17 protein-coding genes are annotated in these 22,344 nt (G+C 39.3%); 7 read left to right on the forward strand and 10 right to left on the reverse strand.

Annotated elements, in window-relative coordinates; genetic code table 11:
• Nucleotides 1-210: 210 nt before the first annotated feature.
• Nucleotides 211-1,380 carry a GntR family transcriptional regulator gene (locus ACIFOT_RS21040; protein WP_430067367.1) on the forward strand — a complete coding sequence of 390 codons (1,170 nt, stop codon included), beginning with the start codon at nt 211-213 and terminating at the stop codon, nt 1,378-1,380.
• A gap of 70 nt (nt 1,381-1,450) precedes the next feature.
• Here the strand turns inward: ACIFOT_RS21040 and ACIFOT_RS21045 are convergent, their stop codons facing one another.
• Both ACIFOT_RS21045 and ACIFOT_RS21050 read right to left on the reverse strand, forming a co-directional pair.
• Nucleotides 1,451-1,585, reverse strand: coding sequence for a hypothetical protein (locus ACIFOT_RS21045; RefSeq protein WP_430067370.1), 135 nt, complete (start codon nt 1,583-1,585; stop codon nt 1,451-1,453).
• 147 nt (nt 1,586-1,732) lie between these two features.
• A complete protein-coding gene (locus ACIFOT_RS21050; RefSeq protein WP_430067373.1) occupies nt 1,733-2,653 on the reverse strand; it encodes an ROK family protein in 921 nt (306 codons plus the stop codon).
• Nucleotides 2,654-2,858: 205 nt separating this feature from the next.
• Here ACIFOT_RS21050 and ACIFOT_RS21055 point away from each other — a divergent pair, with 205 nt between their 5' ends.
• The 3 genes from ACIFOT_RS21055 to ACIFOT_RS21065 all read left to right on the forward strand — a co-directional run bounded on the left by ACIFOT_RS21055 (nt 2,859) and on the right by ACIFOT_RS21065 (nt 6,558).
• On the forward strand, nt 2,859-3,749 hold the full coding sequence (locus tag ACIFOT_RS21055; protein ID WP_430067376.1) for an AraC family transcriptional regulator: 891 nt from the start codon (nt 2,859-2,861) through the stop codon (nt 3,747-3,749).
• Between the two features lie 132 nt (nt 3,750-3,881).
• Complete coding sequence (locus ACIFOT_RS21060; RefSeq protein ID WP_430067379.1) at nt 3,882-5,663, forward strand: class I mannose-6-phosphate isomerase; 1,782 nt, start codon at nt 3,882-3,884, stop codon at nt 5,661-5,663.
• Nucleotides 5,653-6,558 carry an ROK family protein gene (locus ACIFOT_RS21065; protein WP_430067382.1) on the forward strand — a complete coding sequence of 302 codons (906 nt, stop codon included), beginning with the start codon at nt 5,653-5,655 and terminating at the stop codon, nt 6,556-6,558. The genes ACIFOT_RS21060 and ACIFOT_RS21065 overlap by 11 nt, the downstream gene beginning before the upstream one ends.
• Nucleotides 6,559-6,597: 39 nt before the next feature.
• Here the strand turns inward: ACIFOT_RS21065 and ACIFOT_RS21070 are convergent, their stop codons facing one another.
• From ACIFOT_RS21070 to ACIFOT_RS21105, 8 genes are all read right to left on the reverse strand, one after another.
• Nucleotides 6,598-8,298, reverse strand: a complete 1,701-nt coding sequence (locus ACIFOT_RS21070; protein ID WP_430067385.1) for a sugar phosphorylase — start codon at nt 8,296-8,298, stop codon at nt 6,598-6,600.
• 31 nt (nt 8,299-8,329) lie between these two features.
• Entirely contained in the window at nt 8,330-9,970 is a 1,641-nt protein-coding gene (locus tag ACIFOT_RS21075; RefSeq protein WP_430067387.1) for an MGH1-like glycoside hydrolase domain-containing protein, read from the reverse strand.
• A 41-nt stretch (nt 9,971-10,011) separates the two neighbouring features.
• Entirely contained in the window at nt 10,012-10,701 is a 690-nt protein-coding gene (locus ACIFOT_RS21080) for an SGNH/GDSL hydrolase family protein (protein ID WP_430067390.1), read from the reverse strand.
• A gap of 11 nt (nt 10,702-10,712) precedes the next feature.
• Nucleotides 10,713-11,531, reverse strand: a complete 819-nt coding sequence (locus ACIFOT_RS21085) for a carbohydrate ABC transporter permease (RefSeq protein WP_430067393.1) — start codon at nt 11,529-11,531, stop codon at nt 10,713-10,715.
• 11 nt (nt 11,532-11,542) lie between these two features.
• Nucleotides 11,543-12,445 carry a carbohydrate ABC transporter permease gene (locus tag ACIFOT_RS21090; protein ID WP_430067396.1) on the reverse strand — a complete coding sequence of 301 codons (903 nt, stop codon included), beginning with the start codon at nt 12,443-12,445 and terminating at the stop codon, nt 11,543-11,545.
• A gap of 58 nt (nt 12,446-12,503) precedes the next feature.
• Entirely contained in the window at nt 12,504-13,835 is a 1,332-nt protein-coding gene (locus ACIFOT_RS21095; protein WP_430067398.1) for an ABC transporter substrate-binding protein, read from the reverse strand.
• Between the two features lie 34 nt (nt 13,836-13,869).
• Nucleotides 13,870-15,234, reverse strand: a complete 1,365-nt coding sequence (locus ACIFOT_RS21100) for a glycosyltransferase (RefSeq protein WP_430067401.1) — start codon at nt 15,232-15,234, stop codon at nt 13,870-13,872.
• Nucleotides 15,235-15,301: 67 nt separating this feature from the next.
• Nucleotides 15,302-16,324 carry a LacI family DNA-binding transcriptional regulator gene (locus tag ACIFOT_RS21105; RefSeq protein WP_430067404.1) on the reverse strand — a complete coding sequence of 341 codons (1,023 nt, stop codon included), beginning with the start codon at nt 16,322-16,324 and terminating at the stop codon, nt 15,302-15,304.
• A gap of 237 nt (nt 16,325-16,561) precedes the next feature.
• Between ACIFOT_RS21105 and ACIFOT_RS21110 the strand changes: the two genes are divergently transcribed.
• The 3 genes from ACIFOT_RS21110 to mngB all read left to right on the forward strand — a co-directional run bounded on the left by ACIFOT_RS21110 (nt 16,562) and on the right by mngB (nt 22,191).
• The gene (locus ACIFOT_RS21110) at nt 16,562-17,290 is read left to right on the forward strand and encodes a MurR/RpiR family transcriptional regulator (RefSeq protein ID WP_430067406.1); all 729 of its coding nucleotides are present in this window, start codon (nt 16,562-16,564) and stop codon (nt 17,288-17,290) included.
• Between the two features lie 142 nt (nt 17,291-17,432).
• The gene (mngA, locus tag ACIFOT_RS21115) at nt 17,433-19,370 is read left to right on the forward strand and encodes a PTS 2-O-a-mannosyl-D-glycerate transporter subunit IIABC (RefSeq protein WP_430067409.1); all 1,938 of its coding nucleotides are present in this window, start codon (nt 17,433-17,435) and stop codon (nt 19,368-19,370) included.
• 211 nt (nt 19,371-19,581) lie between these two features.
• Nucleotides 19,582-22,191: a mannosylglycerate hydrolase gene (gene mngB / locus ACIFOT_RS21120; protein ID WP_430067412.1), complete on the forward strand. Its 2,610-nt coding sequence runs from the start codon at nt 19,582-19,584 to the stop codon at nt 22,189-22,191.
• Nucleotides 22,192-22,344 lie beyond the last annotated feature (153 nt).

Consider the following 22,344-nt stretch of genomic DNA (forward strand, 5'->3'; position numbering starts at 1 on the left):
ACGGTATAAAAGTACTATAATCTATCAATATCGTCCAAAATATTAATTATTATCTTTTAGATAATAGACTGTTCAACCTAGAGATATCAATTATTTTCCATTGTTTAAATTAATTGGCGTAATTCTTGTAAAAAATGCATTGCGAATAGTTGTAATATATAATATATTTAATATATCATTATGACGACTGTTAAGGATGAGGATATATAGATGGAAACTCCATTATATGAAAAAATTTATCTTAATTTATTAAAACAAATTGAGACTGGTCAATTACAACCAAGGGATCAGGTTCCCACCGAGAAAGAATTGGCAGACCAATATCAAGTCAGTAGAATTACTTCAAAAAAAGCGCTTGATAAATTAGTGCAAATCGGAGCAATAGAACGCATTCGAGGGAAAGGTTCCTATGTATCGGACACACTTCCTGATTTTGGAACACTTGTTCCAAAGAACGATGACGAACAAATTGTCCGTCAAAGTCAAGCAGTGAATGGGTTAATCGGCGTTATCATCCCAGAATTCTTTTCGGATTTTTTTGGTAGAAAAATGCTGAGAACTATTGAGAAGCGCTGCTCGGAATTGAATTTGAACGTGTTGGTTAAGTTGACATATGGCTGCCAAGAAGAAGAGGAAGAAGCCATAAACACAATGATTCAGCATCAGGTGAAAGGGATCATTATTTATCCAGTCAACGGGCAGCATTACACCGCAAGCTTATTGCGGCTGGTACTGGAGGGATTTCCCCTCGTCTTAATTGACAGGCATTTAAAAGGAATACCAGCTTGCTCCGTTTATACCGACAATAAGACAGCAGCTCAAAACCTAACTGAATTTCTGTTTACTCAGGGACACAAGCATATTGCGTTTGTTTCCCCGCCAGAGGAATTTACTTCATCCATCGAAGAAAGAATTCAAGGATTTATAACTGCTTTTTCGCAAAAGGGAATTGGGGTTAATCCAAATTATTTATTAACAAATATGTTCAGTACATCGCCGGTGTTTAATCAATCAGATGAGTTTTTTGAAGATCAAATAAAATTACGGGAATTCATCGAGGAAAACCCACATGTGACCGCATTCATTACGTGTGAGTATGAAATAGCATGTGTATTAACACAAGTACTTAAATCCCTTGGAAAATCAATTCCAAATGATTATACCATAGCTTGCTTCGATCATCCCGGAACGCTGTACAATGATTTGATTTTCACTCATATCCAACAAGATGAGGAATTAATTGGAACAAAAACAGTAGAATTACTTCACAAACAAATTCATGGAGAAAATGTACCTATACAAAATATGATCGATTTCCAATTGGTTGAAGGTAATACCGTATCAACCATCACCATGCCTGCCAACTCACATTCTAAATAAACGCTCAGCAGCACGAAAAGGTGGCTAAAAAATAAATTTGGTGTCAGGCACCCTTAGTGGACAAAACCGATCATTTGTCCGCGTGAGGTGTACACCTGTCTTTTCCAAATAAATTGGTGAAAAAGCTTGGGATAATCTCCTCAAGCTTTTTCAAATTGTTATTTTTGTTTAGTTTGACTTGCAAGGATTTTGTTTTCACTTGCATCGTAACCCCTCCATTTCTTCTAAAAAAAATTATACCGACTTATTGGAAGTGGTTCCTATCCAATAAAAATATGATTTCGTCCAAATGTTTAAACAATGGGGACGGTTCTCCTGGCTTTTTTAAGCCAGAGGAACCGTCCCCAAGGATTCAAGGATTCATCGCTTTAGAAAGTCCCACAAATGTTCGGTAAGAGGTTTGGTCTGACAACAAAATTGTGACTTGTTCATTTTCTAATGCCCTTTGCACCTCACCCATAAACAAATCATGACATTTAACAATTTGTCCGCCAATCACCAAGGCATCAGGTTGAAACGGTTTAATGAATAACAAAAGCATTTCCCCTAATAAATCGCCGAATCTAAGGAATACTTCTTTCTCATCTTTAAGACCGGAACGTGCAGCATCCGCAATTTCTTTCAAGCTTAAGCTTGGATTGACATTTAAATGCTGTGCAATTCGAAGGATACCTCTCGTTGAAAGATAGTCATCTACAATGGAATCATGGAAAGGATGACAGTAAACCCAACCGTTTGTCGGAATATCCTCACGATTTTTTATTATTACTCCATTCTCCATAAATGCAGACCCAGTGCCATTTCCAAGGGTTAGAAAAATGACGCGGTCATAATCCTTCGCTTTGACAGTGGTCCATTCACCCAAAGCAAACATATCCGCATTGTTTTCAAACACGATGCGAAATGGTGTAGAAGCATGCTGTAAAAATAACTTTTGCTGTTTTAATCTTAACGTCAATTCAGTACGTAAATCTACTCCATAAAGAGATTCAAACTTATTGACTCCACTAATAAAAGAGACACCTTTTTGATAATCAAATGGACCCGGAAAGGCAAAACCAATTCCATCAATTGTAAAATACTTATCTAAAATCTTTGCGATTTGCCGGCAAATAATATGTACAAAATGATTTAACAGCTCTTCACGGTCTGCATTACTTTTAGACGGGAAATACGACTCAGTATTAGGTATAATTTCTCCGCGGGAATTTAACACCGCCCCATTGATAAATAATCCACCCACATCAAAAGCAAGATAATAATGATTGTCCATTAACATTCACTTCCTTTAACCCAGTATAGACACCCACGTGATTCATCGTCTATACAACCATACGTCATCATTTTATAAAATAAAGACATACCATTGTAAAAATGGATCCCTACCCTTGACAATCCTTTTTGACACTTTACTATAAATAATAAGGATAAACTAGCAACGGTCGTCAAAGTTGATGATAAAGAAATGAGAGACAGCCATGGAGTTAACTCAAAATCAATTGCAAAAAGGGATTACCTTATTGAATCAACACGTGGTTAATATAAAGGGAATGGTAGGCTCTCTATATATACACTATTGGGGTGGAGACACAGCCCTGAAATCAAATATGCCGCATAAGCATTCTTTCTTTGAAATCTGCTATATCGTGAGCGGATCAGGAGTTTATTTGGAAAATGATAAAGAATATCCGTTATCCAAAGGAACACTTTTCATATCTCGTCCCCATTTTAACCATCAAATCATCAGCCAAAATGACCTGTACATTTTATTTGTTGCCTTTGAGCCCATCTATGCTGAAACCACAGATCAAGGAAAAGAATTATTTCAGCGCTTGGCAGCCGTCGAACCATTCCTAATAAAAAATGAGGAAGATTGTTTCATTGAAATAATGTGGAAATTGTTGATCCTGCAAGCGCAGCGCATCACGAATTTTATCCATGATACCATCATTTCCTCGAGCTGCTCACTAATTTTTTCAATTGTACAGCAATTTTTTATCGACAACTATAAAGTTAGTGATGTGAACCATCAGCCGGGATCAACGACACATATCCACAGGGCAAAATTATTTATTCGTGATAATCTATCCCAGCCGCTTCGCTTAAAGGATGTAGCAGACAATTTACATATTTCAAGCCGCCATCTATCTAGATTATTTACAGAGGAATTAGGGGTTTCCTTTACACAGTATGTCAGGAATGAAAGAATCAATCAGGCTGCCCTTCTGTTGACGACTACGGACTTATCGATAAAAGCAATCGCTTCCCAAACTGGATTTGACACTGTCCATTACTTCACCACGGTGTTCAAAGAAATCATTGGAGTCACACCAGGTGAATTTAACAAACAACTCACAACAAATTATTAACAGCCTTCCATCAAATGGGAAGGCTTTTTATGTCCTCTTTTTGAAAAAACATGACTTCCTTATGTAAATACTTCACACAATTCTATCGATATGATGAGTGTAGAAACTAATTAAAGATGGAGGAACTGCATCATGTTCAATAAATATCCAGTAAACCCTGTTCGGGAGCAACTTGAAATCAACCCGCTCACCGTTGGGTATGAATCTATTATTAACGGCATCTTATCTTATTTGGAAAAACAAAATAGTATCCCAGTTCTTGCCTTAGACGGGACTCACGGTACCGATTTTCAAGCGTTTCTTCAACCTTTAATCGCTACACTTGAAAAACAAGGTTACACTCCAATCGTCCACAGTACTGCTGGCTACTTAAAATCCGGAGAAATGCTCCGAAAGCAATTTGCTAAGAACATTACAGATAATCGCGCATTTGGATATGTAATCGAAACCGATATCTCTACATATTTTGTTGATGATGCTCAGTCAACCCTCGCTCATTCATTACAAATAGACGAATGTGAAAGGGAAGTGGCCATTGTCTTTGGGCCAGGTGCCTATTGGCTGACAGAAGGCAAATGCGATTTGTTCTATTTTCTCGACATTTCCAGAGAAGCCCAGCAGCTGGAATATAAAAAACAGCTATTAAATTTCGGCATGACCTGGAACCGGGACGGGGTGGAAAAATATAAAATTGCTTATTTCGTAGAATGGCCGATTCTTGAAACTTATCGTAAAAAGCTACTAAGCAAAATCGACGTTTACGTTGATATGAATCAGCCGAACAAACCAGTCGCCACTACCGGAACGGGGCTTAAAGAAATTATCGCGCAAATTACACGTGCGCCGATGAGGGTAAAGCCTTTCTTCGCACCAGGGGTTTGGGGCGGCCAGCATCTGAAAGAAATGGTCGATTTACCAGACGATTGGGTAAACTGCGCTTGGGGATTTGAACCCATTGCACCTGAAAACTCGATTCTGATTGGTTATCAGGATACAGTAATCGAAGTCCCTTTTCTCATCGTGATGGCCTATGAGCACTTAACCATCATGGGAGAACGCAATGTCGGGTTGTTTGGTGATTATTTCCCTGTCCGCTTCGATTATCTGGATACAATCGACGGGGATAACCTCTCCTGCCAAGTTCATCCGAAACAAGAATATGTCCGGAAGCAGTTTAATGAACTGATGACGCAGCAGGAATCCTATTACATTATGGAGAAAAAGGGCGATGCAAAGGTCTATCTTGGATTAACAGAAAACTGTACGCAAGAAGGATTCCTAAATGCGGTAACAACCGCTCAAGAAACAGCTGTACCAATGCCTTTCACAGACTATGTAAATGAGTTTCCTGCAGAAAAAGGTGACTTATTTCTTATTCCAACCGGGACAGTTCACTGCTCTGGAAAAGATAATCTTGTTCTTGAAATTTCATCTACTACATGGTGGTTTACGTTTAAAATCTATGATTATTTACGAAAAGACTTGGACGGAAAACCGCGCCCAGTTAACATTGATCATGCCTTTAAGAATATTGATTTTTATAAAAAAACAGATTGGGTCAAAGAAAATCTAATCCCTAAACCACAGTTACTCCAAGTACAAGGTGAGAATGAAGAATACTTGCTTGGACAAAGAGAGGACCTCCTTTTCTACGTAAAAAGGATTCACCTTCAAACAGAATGGATGGATAACACAAACAATGAGTTTGTCATGTATAATCTCGTCGAAGGAGAACGCATCCGGATTGTTTCTAGTACGGATGAATCTATATTTGTAGACCTTGCTTATGCTGAATCTTATATTCTGCCTTCTGTGCTCGGAGCCTATAAAATCATTAATCTGGGGTCCACTCCTTGTAAACTCATAAAAGCAGGAGTCTCACTTAATTGGGATGTGAGTTTCATTGAAAGCTGATGTTGTTTTTGCTTTAGATGTAGGGGGGACATATATCAAGGCTTGCGTACTCGAACAAGATCGGATTCTAGAAGAAACCATTTGTCAATTTGAGGCGCATTCACATGAAAGCCAAGAAAACATCCTTACTCATTTTGTCGGCATCCTTACTGCCCTAGCAGCCAAATACAAACAGAACGCCAATCTCGAACAAAAAGGACTAGGGATTGGCTTCACCTTCCCTGGTCCATTCGATTATGAGAATGGAATCAGCTATATAAAAGGCTTAAATAAGTTTGAGTCCTTGTACGGCGTGAACCTCCGGGAACAATTATTTCATCGATTACTCGCGACTGAACTTGGACTAGAAGTGAAGAACTTCAATCTGATATTTGAGAATGATGGCCGACTTTTCGGATTGGGCGCAAGTACAATTTTTCCAAATGAACGAATCATTTGTTTGACCATCGGCACCGGACTGGGCTCCGTCTTTATTGACCGTGGGAAAATAATCAAAACGGCTGAAAGCATCCCCGCTGAAGGGTATCTCTACAATCAACCCTTTATGGATAGCATAATCGACAATCATTTCTCCCGGAGAGGTATTTTAAACGCTGCAGCAGCAAAAGGAATGACACAAGTTGGGGTAGATGTGAAAGAACTCGCAGAGATGTCCAGAAACGGAAATAGTACCACTGCGTCCCTTTTCGCTCAATTCGGCGATGACCTTGGTGAAATGCTCCTCCCTTATATCGAGAAATTCCAGCCGCACCGAATCATTATCGGAGGACAAATTGCTAAAGCCTTTGATTTATTTCAAAACTGCTTGGAAGAAAAGCTGAAAAAAACAAAAGTAAATTCGCTTGATAACGCCTTACATTATACCTTCTTGGGCATTTCCCGAATGTTTGCATAGAAAAAAGGAAAACGATCATCGTCGTTTTCCTTTTTTCTATTATTCTTCGATTTTGATCCACATGGATTGGTATGGCTGTAATGTTACAGTGTTAACAATTTTCTCTGACCCAATAATATCCAAACCTGAAAACTCAGTATTTAGATCTACGATATCATTTGAAACGTTAACAAGGACGACCATTTCATCCCCTGTTTCTGCATTCGTTCTTTTAATTGAAAACACGCGATCATCTAAAAATAACACTTCCTGCTTCGCGTTCGGGCTAAAGGCTTTTTGACCTCTTCTCAGTTTGATGCGATTGGAAAACTCGGTGAAAATCGTATTCCGAAGGGAGTCAGCCTCTAATTCAACTAGTAACGTTTCTTTATTTAATTTCTCACGATTGATTCTCCGGTTAATTCCTGATTCCTCGACACCCTGATAATAGTTTCGAGACCCTAGTAAGCTATGAATATAGATTCCTGGAACTCCAATGACGGATAACAAAATCGTGTGTGCCGCAAGAAACTTGTTTACCCTAACATCCTGTTCTTCATCAGGGTGTGTCAAGGCATCCAGGTAGTTGATATTCAACTCATAAGGGCTCTTCGTTCCATCCCCATTATCTTTATAAGAGACACGACCTCCATGGGCAATCGTTTGATCCACCATGAATTGTTTCTCTTCTTCCGATAAAATTCCTTCTGTTGGCCTCATGCCAACTCCATCATGTGAGGATAGGAAATTAAAGAAGGAAGTCGCATTCGTTGTAGGTTCAAGGCTTGCAGCCCACTCCGACAATTTGCGGGCATTCCCCGTATGGAAGGAGAAAAGCGTTAATGGCGGCAATGGGAATTGATAGACCATTTGCGCTTCATCATAACCGTTTCCAAAATAGCTAATATTATCTTTGTGCGGCACATTGGTTTCTGTGATTAAAATCGTCCCTGGTGCACTCAGTTCCAACACTTCTCGGATCAGTTTAATGATGGCATGGGTTTCTTCAAGATGCATACAGGTAGTCCCAAGCTTTTTCCACATGAATCCGATGGCATCAAGTCTTATGAACCTTGAACCATTCACAGCATACATATTTAAAATATCAAGAATCTCTAATAATACCTTTGGATTCTCAAAATTAATATCAATCTGATCGTCGCTAAATGTTGTCCAAATATGCTTTATTCCTTCACTTGTTTCAAACGGTGTCAGTAAAGGCAAGGCTCTTGGGCGCGTTACTTTACTATAGTCCAAGGAAGGATTTGCCTCGATAAAATAACCCTTATACTTCTCATCGCCCTTAAGATACCCTTGAAACCAATCGCTGCTCTTGGAAATGTGGTTAATAACCGCATCAAACATTAAATCAAAATCATTGGCTATGTCATTCACGTCCGACCAGCTGCCCAGTTGCGGGTCAATTTCCCGATAATCCACTACAGAAAACCCATCATCGGATGTATAAGGATAAAACGGTAAGATATGAACCGCTGATAAAGTTTCCTTTGTATACTTCTCCAAAAATTCCCGCAGCGTTTGCAAAGGAGCTTTTCCATCCTCTTTAATCGAGTCACCGTAGGTAATCAGCATGACATCATCTTCTGTTACCCATGGCTTCGGTGATACATTTGCTTTTGAATATTTCTCAATTAATTTTTCAATATCCTGATAGACCTCCTGGCCCTTTTCACCATACAATAACTCTAGTTTTTGGCTGATACTCTCCCTTTTTTCTATACTTGTTTTATTCATAGTCATATGTTCCTCCACCATCTCTTTACGTTGAATATTAAAGAATAAATTGCTGGTGCCCATTAAGCTCCATGATTTGTTCTCTTCCATCTGCATATACCTTAAGAGTTAAAGGACCATCACTTTCTGCCTTCACCTTCACAGTCCCGTCTTCCTGTGGTTCAGCAAGAAGATGAATCGTTTTCCCGTTAAACCAATAGCGATTGCAGCCGATTTCCCCTAAGCTAGTGTCTATTTTCCATGTAAGTTCATTGAGAGGTGCGTTCCCTCTTAGTCCTAGCCTATATTCGACAAAATACAGGACCGGTGCAATTCCGGACCAGCCAACAAAATCTTTTTTATCGGCATCACCAGCCGTAACACTATCAGGTGCGTAATTTTCCCAAATCGTTCCGGTATCTTCAAATACTTGGACGACATTTTCTAAATGATTGATGGCAATTTCTTTCGCTAATGCATCATATCCATATTTCTCAAGTCCACGAACCACCATCGTATTGGTAGGCGCCCATACCGAACCTTGCCAATAACCGCCCAATGGATTGTATTCTTCTTCATCCGCAGCTAACGTCGGCACACGATGAACCCGGTTAAAGGTTTTTGGGTCTTCGAGCCATCCAGCTAAACGGTTTGCCTGTTCATGGTTCGCCACCTCTGCTAACAATGACCAAAAGGCAGCAACGGTTTTGATAGGAGCACGTTCGCCATCATCCGTAACATCAAAATAAAAGCCTTTGTGATCATCCCACATATATTGATTAATGGAATCTGTAAATTCCCGTGAATCGCGGTCCAATCGTTCCATGTGCGCAGTTATTTCATTTACTAGATCAGCATTTTTCGAATATGCTAAAAGGATGCGGGCCATTTCTACTAAGTTACGGGCAAACAATACCATCTCGCAGCTAATATCAACGCCGCTGCCGAGATATTTGTTTCTAGGTGAGTTATCCATACTCGCCCAGTCTGTTACAAATAATCCGTACTGGTTATATAAGTGATAACACATCGCTTCATAGTATTTAAAAAGAGGCTTCCAAACTAATTCTAAACGGTCAATATCGCCCGTATGCTGATAACTCTCCAATTCTGCCCAAGCCATAATCGGATGGTTCAAGTTATCCAGCGTTAAATAGGAAGGGACTTCTACTTCTCGTCCTAGTTTTGGATGATGCATGTTCTCATACTTTGGCGGCTCCACCCCCTGTAAACCACGATGCTTATAATGATTATGAAAAAATGAATGAAGTGGTTTCCGATCATGGTTCACCCACTTTGGGAAATCTTCGCCTGTTTCTCTGACGATTTCTCTTGGAATCTCACCATTCTCAAACTGTTTACAATAGAAATTATCTAGCGAACGGATTCCTGGGATAAAGGGATGGGCAAGATTACAAAACATCGTAATAAAGGCCGTATCCCACATAAAAATGTCATTGTTAAAGGCAGCATCGACAAAATTACTGACAAAGCCGCTCTTTTCTGTAGGAGCATACACATTTTGATAGGCAAGCTCCCATGTCCGCCAATAACAATTGATTTCATTCGGATATTTTTCACAGATTGGCTCCGGGATCAAATGGCGTGCCTCACTAAATGGAATGATCGGCGTATCCTGATATTCTTTTTTATTGAAATACTGTCCGCGTTGTTGTGTTTCAGAGGATTGAAGTTCCATGAAGATACCTCACTTTATAAAAATTAAGAAATCCTATTAATTTACTTTTCATTAGAAGTCAGTAATTGATATTTTTCTATAGTGTTCACAATTTCACTTGCAGTAATAAGGTAAGCATATCTACTTGGATGTATAGTGTCATTTTGGTCGATAAACCATTGAATAGGCGTTCCCTGATTAACTTCTTGTTGTACACGTTCATATACGTTTGCTAAAGGAAGACCTTCTTTTTTTGCAAAATCAAGAGCAGCCTTCAGGTAACGATCTGAATATTCAGCCCATTCTCTTCTAAGTTCTACATTAACGTCGTTATAGGTAGGGATATTCCCTAAAAAGTTTTCTTTATCAGGGGGAATGGTTACTAAAAATATGATCTTGGCTGGAGTCGTTTCATTTATAGTTTGAACTAGCAGCCGTAATTCATTTTGATAGTTTAGAATTTGATGGCCCCCATCCAAACGATGATTATAAGCAAATGACTCTACGATGACTAAATCCGGGCTAACTGCAGATAAACATTTCATATTTCCTTCTTTAAAAGGATTTGGATAATCATGCGTAATACGATATTTTCCATATTCCGCCCGCGTTCCGCTTACACCATAATTGAGTAATTCAAACTCCAAATCACTAAATGCAGTAGATAAACTTTCTTTTAACTCCCGCATTTCAGTACCCCAAAATGCTGTCATTGAGTCCCCTAAACAGGCAATTACTTTCTTTTTGCTCATCAATAAGCCTCCTATCCTTTTACAGAACCAGCCATGAGGCCTGTAATGAATTGTTTTTGTAGACTTAAAAATATAATAACTACTGGAAGCAGAGATATTACATTCGCAGCAAGGATGTGTGACCAAGGAACAGCCACATTTTGTTGTGCCAGCATCGCTAAACGCAATGGAATCGTAAATTTATCTTCACTTTGAAGTAAAACTAACGGCATCGTGAAGGAATTCCAATTTTGTACGAACATAATAATCGTTAATGTAGTAACGGCAGGCTTAATTAATGGGAAAACCATTTGGAAGAAAATACGGAACTCTCCGCAGCCATCAATTCTTGCTGCCTCAAGTAATTCTGTCGGAACATCATCAATATATTGTTTGGTAAAAAAGATACCAAACACAGTTACAGAAAACGGTAAAATCAGCCCTGTCAAAGTATCGTACATACCCATTTTCGAGATAATAAAATATAGAGGCAGCAATAATACAGTCGGCGGCACGGTCATTGTTCCTATTAAAATAAGAAATAATGTATTTTTACCTAAAAACCGCTTCTTCGAAAATGCATAACCAGCCATTGTAGAGAAAATAACAATTAAAACCGTTGTTGATACAGAAACAATAATGGAATTGAACATGGTTTGGCCAAAATTCAATAAATCCCATATCTGCGGGTAGTTACTCCAGACAAATTCCTTTGGCCAATACGTTGGAGGAAATTGAGTAATCTCCGCATCACTTTTAAAGCTGCTTACAACCAACCAATAAATGGGAAGAAAAAATAAAAAACCTGTAACCCAGAGTACTATTGTTAATATTGACTTTTTGTTTTTCATGTTTTCCCCTCTTATCCTAATCTTTTATCGACAATCCTTTTTTGTATTAAGGTAACGACAATGACAAAAATAAATAACAAATACGACATGGCAGCGGCAGGTCCAATTCTAAAATACTTAAAAGCTTCATTATAAATTAAGAACGGAACTGTTATAGTTGAATCCGCCGGGCCGCCTCCCGTCATAATGATAATCTCCTGGAAAATGTGCAGTGTATCAATAATTAATAAAATGGATACAACCAACGATACTCGCCCCAATAATGGCCAAGTGATCAGCCTAAATTTCTGAAACGTAGTTGCACCATCTACATCAGCAGCCTCATACAAATCCTTTGGAATATTTTGTAATCCAGCTAAATAAATCAACATGAAGTAGCCAATTTTTTCCCAACAGGTCATGATGGCGATAACCGGCATGGCCCATAGGGTGCTAGATAACCAATTCGGTCCTGTTACGCCAAAGTTTTGAAGCAATGCATTGACTAGCCCTCTGTCCCCATTAAAAAGGAACATAAAGATTAAACTGGTACTGACGACGGATATAATATAAGGAATAAAAATAACGGACCGCACAAAGTTTACGCCTTTTAACTTCTGATTCAACAGGATTGCAAGGCCTGCGGAAGCAAACATTGTGATTGGAATAAAAATAACGCCAAAGTAAAGTGTATTAAAAATAGATTTTATAAATAATGGATTATCAAGTGCCTTCTTATATTGACCAAGCCCCACAAAAGATCCGGGTACGTCAAATAAACTTGAATTTTTCAGCAGGATAGGATTAACATCCTTAAAGCTAGCTAGAAAAGACCAAATGATAGGATAAAGCAAAAATAATCCTAAAACGATAATTGTAGGCAATATAAATACATAACTGTTCAGTTCACCGATTGAACCTCGTATTTTCTTCACTGTTTACGCCCTCCTTACAAGGAGAGCACCTAAAAAATAGGTGCTCGTCTCCAAAAACTTATTTGGACTGTTTAATGATGTCATTTCCTCGGTCTTCGATTTGTTTCAAGCCTTCTTCAACACTGATTTTCCCTGATACAACCTGGTTTAGTACACTTGTATACACTTCTGTTTCAATTTGTGTCCATGCTGGAATTGGTGTTGAAATACTAGGATACTTTAATCCATCAATGAAAACATTAAACTCTGGATGATCCTTTAAGTACTGCATATCTGCTAGATCTTTACGGATAGGAATTCGGAATGGGAAATATTCTCCGTTAATTTTTTCACCCTTCATGATCATCTCTTGAGCTTCTTTAGAACCAAGATATTTGATTAGTTCTACAGAGGCATCAAATTTAGCTCCTTCAACTCCGGTAGGAATACTCAACATGTAAGTTGACACATCTGCGCCTTTTCCTGCTGGACCTGCTGGCATTGCAGCTGCTCCAACTTTAAAAGTGTTTCCAGCTTTCCAAATGTCTGTAACTCCCCATGGTCCTTGGAATTCCATTGCTGTTACCTGGTTACGGAAGTCTGCCATCACGCCGCCGCCATCTTTATTTGTTGTATCTGGAGGAGATGTTTCTGCTGCCAACTTCTTATAAAATTCAAGCGCTTCTTTTCCTTCAGGTGAATTAAGTGCTATTTTATAATCGCTTCCATCCTTTTTGACTAAATCTGCACCAGCCTGAGTCATAAACATATTAACCATCCAAGTGATATCATATGTTTGTTTACCAACAAGCCCAAGTCCATATTGATCAATTTTTCCGTCGCCGTTCGTATCAACCGTTAATTTTTTGGCATCTGCATACAGCTCCTCCCATGTCTTCGGAGCTTCTTTAATACCAGCCTTCTCAAATAAATCTTTATTGTAAACTAATTGAATCGTATGACCTAACCACGGTAGTCCATAAACTTTCTTTTCATATAAAGCTTGATCCCAAGACTGCTTATAGTAATTATCTTTCAGGCCGCTTAATTCTTTCGTTAAATCAGTAAATCCTTGCTGAGGTGCCAGCCCAAGTAAATCTCTGTAAGCTACTTGAATGACTTCTGGAGCTTTTCCGCTTAGAATCTGTGTTAATAATTTTTGATCTCCTTGTGCACTACCAACCATTTCAACTTTAATATTTGGATTCTTCTCTTCAAATTTATTCAAAACCTCACGAATCGCTAAACCCCTGTCAGAATCACTAGGCCATGCAATTTGCATTCTAATGGAGACAGGCTCTTTTGATTTGCTTTCTTTACTTGCGGCTGAACTTTCTTCTTTTTTGCCGCAACCCAATAACCCTAAAGATAGTGTAAGTACTGCAATTACTAGCAAGATCAACTTTTTCATAAAAACCACCCTTACTATTATTTTTTATAGACAATTAAAGCGGCATGGCTGCTTTATTGAAGATTGGAAGACTATGAAGGTATCTATATAGAGCCTCATAGGAATAATATTTTTTTGCGATTTCGAAGTTGTTTTCCGTTTCATCCTTATACAGCTTTTCATCGGATAGGATTTGACTCGCTTTCAAGCCTGCAGAAACTACTCTTTCATTCTGGATTTCTACTAAACCTTGATTATTAATAGTATGTTTATCACCAAGTGAAATAAAGGAGAAACCTTTATCTTGAATGTCAGTCAAATAGACCGGATATTCATATACCACCAGCGGTTTTTTAGCAAAAACCGCCTCTAACAGCTGGTTTCCCCAGCCCTCTAAAATGCTAGGGTAGGTAACCAAATCCGAAAATACGTAAGCATCCCATAAGGAGTAAACCTTTTCATTATTTTCGATTCTTCTGGAATGGTCGATTTTATCATTCACAAACCTTATATCTACACCAAGATTTTCGGCCTTATTCTTTAAGTGTTCGAGATATTGCGGAGTGGATTCAGGTAATCCTGCCAAGACATAAACAATCTTGCTGTTTTCACTAAACGATTTACCATTATAGAGCTGCTTCAATTCGTTTTGATGATCGGCGTTTTGCAGTTCACCTACCACTTCAATACCAAGCTCAATTGCTTTTCTTTCTGTGATTCTCGTCGCTTGCAAGACAAGAATGTCATCTTCTCCTACATCGATTGACTTTCGGAAATCCTGGTTGTACTCATCAGCCTTCCAGGCATCACCTTCAAAATTAAAAACATTCGGAACAACCGTTGCGATAATTCCTTTTCGTTTCTCCAGCTCTTCCTTGGCAATATGGTTGATGACAACATGGGATATATTATCTAGGTTTGGTGGAAAGAATTCCTCAAGATATTCTTGGATAAAGCTGCAGGTTGGATGACTGTACCGTTCTCTTTCCCAATGGAAATCGTGGTGATGAGCGACAAACTTTATTCCTGATTTTTTCGCCGCATTCGAAAAAGCAATCCCCGCTGGCAACCCCCAGCCTAATGACCAAATATTATTCGGGATCATCACGTCAATCTCTTCATTTTGAATAAAATTTAAAAGTTTTTGCTCAATTTTATGAGAAAAATCTAGAATTTCCTTTTTCAAGGAATCCTCGTCAGGATAATCCTTCAGGTTGTCATAAGCATTCTCTACGATACGGTCATTTATCGGATGCTTATAGTGAAGCTCTTCAATGATAAATGATTCTGTTAACCCTTCACTGCCTGCTAAAAAAACAACCTCATGCCCCATTCGTTCAAAAATCAGTTTCCATTTTTCCATTTCAAGTGAAACTCCGTCGGTTTCCCCAACACGAAAATGGGCTAAAGCGATTTTCAAAATGATCACCTCATTTTATGTATTTTTACCTTTTACCGAAAACGTTTTTGGTGAAAAGCAAAAAAAATTATTTCTTACAAGGAGCCGTTGTTTCTCTAATAATTAACTCGCAAGGTACTACCACTGGGTATGGACGATAGGCAGCATCGTCAATGATTTTCATCAATAAACCGATGGCTTCACTACCCATTTCATACTTTGATTGTCTCACTGTCGTCAATGCTGGCTTTTGCTGGGACGCTTCTTTAATATCATCAAACCCAATAACAGAAATGTCTTCAGGTACGCGATACCCGTTTTCCATCAAAGTTTCCATCACAACAAGTGCCATGCTATCACTTGCGACGAAAAATGCTGTAAGATTTTTATGTTTTTGAATAACGGTTTTGGTTGCTTCCTTCGTCTTCTCATCTGAGAAGTAACCAAGTTTCACTAGATCGGAATCAACTTCAATTCCGCTTTCACTTAGTCCTGCTTTATAGCCGTATAGCCGGTCAAAACTTAGTTTACCTATCTCATCTCCGCCAATGAAGGCGATCTTTTTATGCCCAAGGCCTAACAAATAGTTAACCGCTTTCTTTGCTCCTAAGTAGTTGTTTGACTCAACATAGCTGCATCTTTCACCCTCTAAAGGTAAATCAATCGCTACGCATGGGATGCCACTTTCCTGTAATTCAAGGAGCTGTTCATTTTTCTTTTTCCCTTCCCCGGTCAAAATCAAGAATACCCCGTCGACTCCGCGTTCTCTGCAAAGTGTCGTATAGGTGGCTCTTTGTTTGTGGGAATTGGTAAAAATCAACAAGTCGTATCCTGCATTGCCTGCTACCTCTCGGACAGCTGAGATTACTTCGAGAAAGAATGGATGATCAAAACCAGAATTCTTTTGATCACCGAAGAAAATCCCAATGGTGTAAGAGCGCTTTTGCACCAAACTTTTGGCAGCTGCATTCGCAAAATAGTTTAATTCTTTTGCCAGCTGCAAAATTTTTTCTCTTGTTTGTGGATTAACATCTTGGTAATTATTAAGCGCCCTGGAAACTGTCGATACAGATACTCCAGCTTTTCGAGCAATATCTTTAATTGAAGTCATGTTATTCACCTAAATTTCCGAAAACGTTTTTGGAACTTGGCTACATATTAACATGACATTGTTACCGTTTACAACTTTTTTTCAAAAAATTTATTAAATTTTTTTTGAACGAGTCCATGGGGACGGTTCTCCTGGCTTTTGATGGAGTTAGTGCCTGCCATCAGAACCGTCCCCACTGTACACAGTAGTGAAACCCTTTCATTCTTTGCTATAATAATTTCACCGAGGTGAATAAACATGCAATTCGAAGATCGCGTACATAAGTTTGAATACAAATTAAATGATACAGATGACCAAATTATTGAATATATCATCAAAAACAAAGAGGATTTCGTGAACAAATCGATTCAAGCCCTGGCCAGCAGTCTCTATACCGTTCCGAATACGATAACAAGGCTCTCGAAAAAGCTTGGATATGATGGGTTCTCCCACCTCAAAAACAGTATTAAAGAAGAACTTGAATCAACCAAAGCACCCGATGAGGATAGTTCTTACTTTTTTATTCAAAAAACCTTCGAACTCATTGATTTAGAACAAATCGAAACATCGGCGAAAATGCTCCATGATGCCAAGCATGTCGTCTTCTTTGGCGTCGGGGACACCGCTGATTTCTGTGATATCATGGTCCGGAACCTGCGTGTAGTGGGAAAAACCTCCCAACACTATATTCACCGTCATGAAATGATCCATATGCTTGATCAAATGACAAAACACGACGTTTTGTTCCTTATTAGCTTATCCGGTGAAACAGCACAAATCTTAGAAATGGCTGAAAAAGCCAAACAAAGGGAAATTCCGATTATATCATTAACGCACTTTACCCGGAATTCTCTACAAGAAGCTGCCGAAGTCAATCTTTATTGCTATGCGCCAAAGAAAGAAAAGAACGGCTACAATATAACCGACCGAACTCCGCTAATGATTGTGCTGCAAACATTATCTCAATATTATTGGGATCACTTTTAAAAATGTGTACATATACACTTGAAACCGCTTAATTTAATCCTGGCTGTGTAAAAATAAGAAGAATCGCTCTTCTTATTTTTTTTTTGCTACGATTGACCCATGAAGTTGAAAACACTTTCAAAAAAATAAGGAGGTAAACCTTATGCAACTACAAGCACTTACCTCACCAAGCCTAATCAGTACCGGAAAAAGCTTCTCTTCAAAAAAAGAAGTCATTCAGTACTTAGTCAAACAGCTAGGTGAAGCTGGAAAATTACATTCAGAACAAGAATTTCTTCAATCTGTTTTCGATAGAGAAAAACTTTCTCCAACAGGCTTTGAAGGCGGACTTGCCATTCCACATGGTAAATCTACTGCCGTCAAAGAAGCCGCTTTTGCGGTCGCAACTCTTAAAACACCTGTAACAGACTGGGAAAGCATTGATCCAAACAACAAGGTACAGCTTGTCATCCTGCTTGCTATTCCTGAAAACGAAGCAGGCTCCACTCATCTTACCTTGTTAGCAGAATTCGTTACAAGATTATCAAACGAAGCTTATAAAAATAGACTTCTAAACGCAGAAACAAATAAAGAACTTTTCAATCAATTAGATAAAACCGAAACTGAAGCTCCAAAAACAGCACCAAAGAAGTTAAACAAAACAATTTTAGCCATCACAGCTTGTCCGGCGGGAATCGCCCACACATATATGGCGGCAGAAGCACTCATGAAAGCTGGAAAAGAACTAGGTGTTGACGTATTTGTTGAAAAGCAAGGAGCAAACGGCATTGAGGGTCGCCACACAACAACCCTTTTGAACAAAGCAGACGCAGTTATTTTTGCCAATGACGTGGCCGTTAAAAGCGAAGAACGCTTTGCCCACTTGCCAAAGGTAAAAACATCTGTCGCAGCTCCGCTAAGAAATGCGACAGACCTAATACAGAAAGCTCTAGAAAAAGCGGAAACAACTCCTAAGAAACGGTACAGTCCGTCTCAAACCGCTGCAGCGGAAGAAAGCGGCGAAAAATCATTTAAATCAGAAATTAAAGATTCGATTTTAACAGGTATTTCTTATATCATTCCGGTAATCGTTGCCGGCGGGATGACCTTAGCTGCAGCGGTATTAATTTCTCAAGCGTTTGATTTACAAGACGTCTATGCAAAAGAAGGTTCTTGGCTATGGCTATTAAGACAGCTTGGCGGCGGACTACTTGGTCAACTGATGGTTCCTATATTAGCGGCTTATATGGCTTATGCGATTGCAGATAAACCAGCACTTGGACCTGGCTTTGCAGCCGGTGTGGCGGCCAACTTAATTGGTTCCGGATTCCTTGGCGGTATGCTCGGTGGTTTCTTAGCCGGTTTCTTCTTAAAATTCTTAAAGAAAAAAATCCAGCCAAAAGGGACATTTGCCGGATTCATTAGCTTCTGGGTATATCCTGTTGTCGGAACACTTGTCGTCGGTTCGATCATGTTATTCGTAATCGGCAAACCACTCGCATTAATTAATCAAGGTTTAATCGACTGGCTCGGCAGTTTATCTGGTACAAATGCCCTTATTTTAGGAGCAATTCTTGGTGCGATGGTATCCTTCGACTTAGGCGGACCAGTCAACAAGGCAGCTTATACCTTCTGTATCGGCGCAATGGCAAGCGGTAATTTCATTCCTTACGCAGCCTTCGCTTCTGTAAAAATGGTTTCAGCTTTCTCTGTTACAGGCGCAACCATTATCGGTAAAAAATATTTTACAAAACAAGAACAAGAAATCGGCAAACAAACCTGGCTGCTTGGCCTAGCAGGTATCACGGAAGGGGCGATTCCATTCATGATTAACGATCCGTTACGTGTAATTCCTTCCTTAATCGCAGGTTCAGCCGTAACAGGTGCGATTGTTGCTTACTTTAATATTGGACTAAACGTTCCTGGCGCAGGAATTTTCTCCTTAGCTTTATTAAAAGGACAACCAGCCCTGTTAGCAGCAAGCATTTGGCTTGGGGCAGCCTTAATCGGTGCCGTTATTTCAATGGTTCTTCTAATCGCAACCCGCAAAAGCAAGCTAAAAAAAGAAAATAAAGAGATTTCGGCTGCAAAAGCAGCTTAATTAGTACTAATTGTGAACTTGGCGGAATTAAGTGTGAACTCCGCGGGATTATGATCAAATCTTGCGGAATAAACGTTACTATCCGCGGAATAAATTCAAAAACTCGCGGAATACCCGCAAAAACCCGCGGATTTAATTTTAAAACGACAAACAAAAACATATGGTACCTAGAGAACATCTCGCTAGGTACCATTGATATTTGGAGGACATCATGAAAAAAGTTCATATCGTACCCCACATGCATTGGGACAGAGAGTGGTACTTTTCAACCGAAGAGTCTCGAATTTTACTGGTTAACAACATGGAAGAAATCATGGAAATGCTCGAAAACGATCCAGACTATCCTTACTATGTATTAGATGGCCAAACTTCCATCCTTGAAGACTACTTTGCCGTAAAACCAGAAAATAAAGAACGTGTAAAAAAACTCGTCCAAGACGGCAAACTCATAATCGGCCCATGGTATACCCAAACTGATGAAATGGTTGTCGGCGGCGAATCCATCGTCCGCAACTTACTATACGGATTAAAGGATACAGAAGAATTTGGACAGCCAATGATGATTGGCTACCTTCCCGATTCCTTCGGCCAATCCTCACAAATGCCGCAAATCCTGAATGGATTTGACATTAAGTATTCGATTTTCTGGCGTGGAACCTCCGAACGCCACGGCACGGACAAAACCGAATTCTACTGGGAGAGCGCTGACGGCTCTAAAGTATTAGTTCAGCTATTCCCGCTTGGCTATGCGATCGGCAAATATCTGCCAGAGGACGAGGATAAACTACAAGAACGGATTAACAAATACTTTACCGTCCTTGACCGTGGCGCAACAACAGATCACATTATTCTTCCGAACGGTCACGACCAAATGCCAATTCAAAAGAACATTTTTACGATTATCGAAAAACTGAAAAACCTATATCCAGAACGGGAATTTTTCTTAAGCAAATACGAAAATGTTTTTGCAGAAATCGAAAAAAATCATTCTTTACCGACAATTCAAGGTGAATTTTTAGACGGAAAATACATGCGCGTCCACAGAAGTATCTATTCTACTCGAATGGATATTAAAGCGGCCAACGCACGAATCGAAAACAAAATCACGAACATCCTAGAACCATTAGCATCAATCGCCTATTCATTAGGCTTCGAATACCACCATGGCTTGATAGAACTGATTTGGAAAGAAATCATGAAAAACCATGCCCATGACAGTATCGGCTGCTGCTGTTCCGATAAGGTTCATCGCGAAATCATCAACCGTTTCTTCCTTGCAGAGGAAAAGACCGATCAACTCATTGAATTTTACAAGCGCAAAATCACCGATTCGATTGACACGGATCGCAAAGAAGACCGCTTAACGGCGTTTAACCTGCTTCCATATGAGCGGAATGAAGCTGTGAGCACTACCGTTATTACCAAGCTGCCTTCCTTTACATTAGAGGATGCGGAAGGAAACACCATTCCTTTTGAGGTATTGAAAAAAGAAGAACTGGATCCAGGCTTAATCGACCGTCAAATCGTTCACTACGGAAACTATGATCCGTTTTACCAATACACGATTCAACTAAAAGATGTGATTCCAGCAATGGGATACAAAACTTACTTTGTCGTTAGCAACGAAAACGAAGTGACCAATACCCTTGTGGAAAAAGAAACCGTTGAAACGGATTATTATGTGGTTTCCGTGAATCCTAATGGAACACTAAAAATCTATGATAAGCAGCTTGAAAAGGAATTTAACAATGTCCTTCTTCTAGAAAACGGCGGCGATGACGGCGACGAATACGACTTCTCACCACTGCCTGATGAAAAACTTATTTATAGCGAGAACGTCCAAGCGCAAGTACAAATGGCGCAAAATCAATACGAAGCCCAAATCGACATTCATTTGACGCTTGAAGTTCCAGGCCATTTAGAAAATCGCAAAATAAACAAGATTGACCGTTTTGTAGACCTTCATTGGAAAGTGACGATTCCAAACCACCAGCCAATCATTAAGGTGGATGCAGAACTAGACAATCAAGCGAACGATCACCGTCTTCGCGTCTTAATTCCAACAGGAATCGCTTCTTCCTTCTCTGTGTCGGACAATCAATTCGGCTTCATTAAGCGTGATGTCTATGATGCGGCGATGGATTACTGGGAAAGAGAAAATTGGGACGAGCGTCCAGACTCGATTTATCCAATGCTTTCCTTTGTAGGCTTATCAGATGAGAATCACGGAATCAGCGTGTTAACGAACAGCACACGTGAGTATGAAATTATCGGGGAGAATTATGATACGATAGCGATTACTCTTTTCAGAAGCGTTGGCTTTTTAGGAAAAGAAGAAATGCTAAGAAGACCAGGGCGTCCATCGGGTATTAAACTGCCTACGCCTGATTCACAAATGATTGGAAAGCTGAAGCTGGATTTTGCCATTACAACCCATAAAGGCTCAACTACTTCGGCACATGTCGGCAGAATCGCAAAGGAATTTACCACTCCGATTCAGACTTATAACAAAATACCGTACAATGCCATGAAGTTAAATCCATCAGGTGTCAAATCACCTTTAAGCTTTAGTTTCTTACAAGAAACAAGCAAAACGACTGTCCTAAGCACACTGAAAAAAGCAGAAAAAGAAGAAGGCTTCGTTCTTCGTTTCTTCAACCCGACAGAAGCAGAAACCCAGGGAGCATTTACCGTTTACCGTTCCTTAGATCATATCCAGGAAGGTAACCTAAATGAAAAAGCCATTGCACCATTAGAATTAGAAAATAATCAATTTAGCATCTCATTGAAACAGAACCAGGTTAAAACGGTATTATTTTAATCTCATGCCAATACAACAAAAAGCCTAACTCTTTAATAGATTAGGCTTTTTGATTTTATTCCTCTTTCATCACTTCCAACAATATTCTACAAAAACCTCATCAAACATAACTAATTAATCGTTTGATTAAAAAGGCAAATAACCCCTGTAGCT

The sequence above is a fragment of the Neobacillus sp. NRS-1170 genome (genome assembly GCF_050468025.1).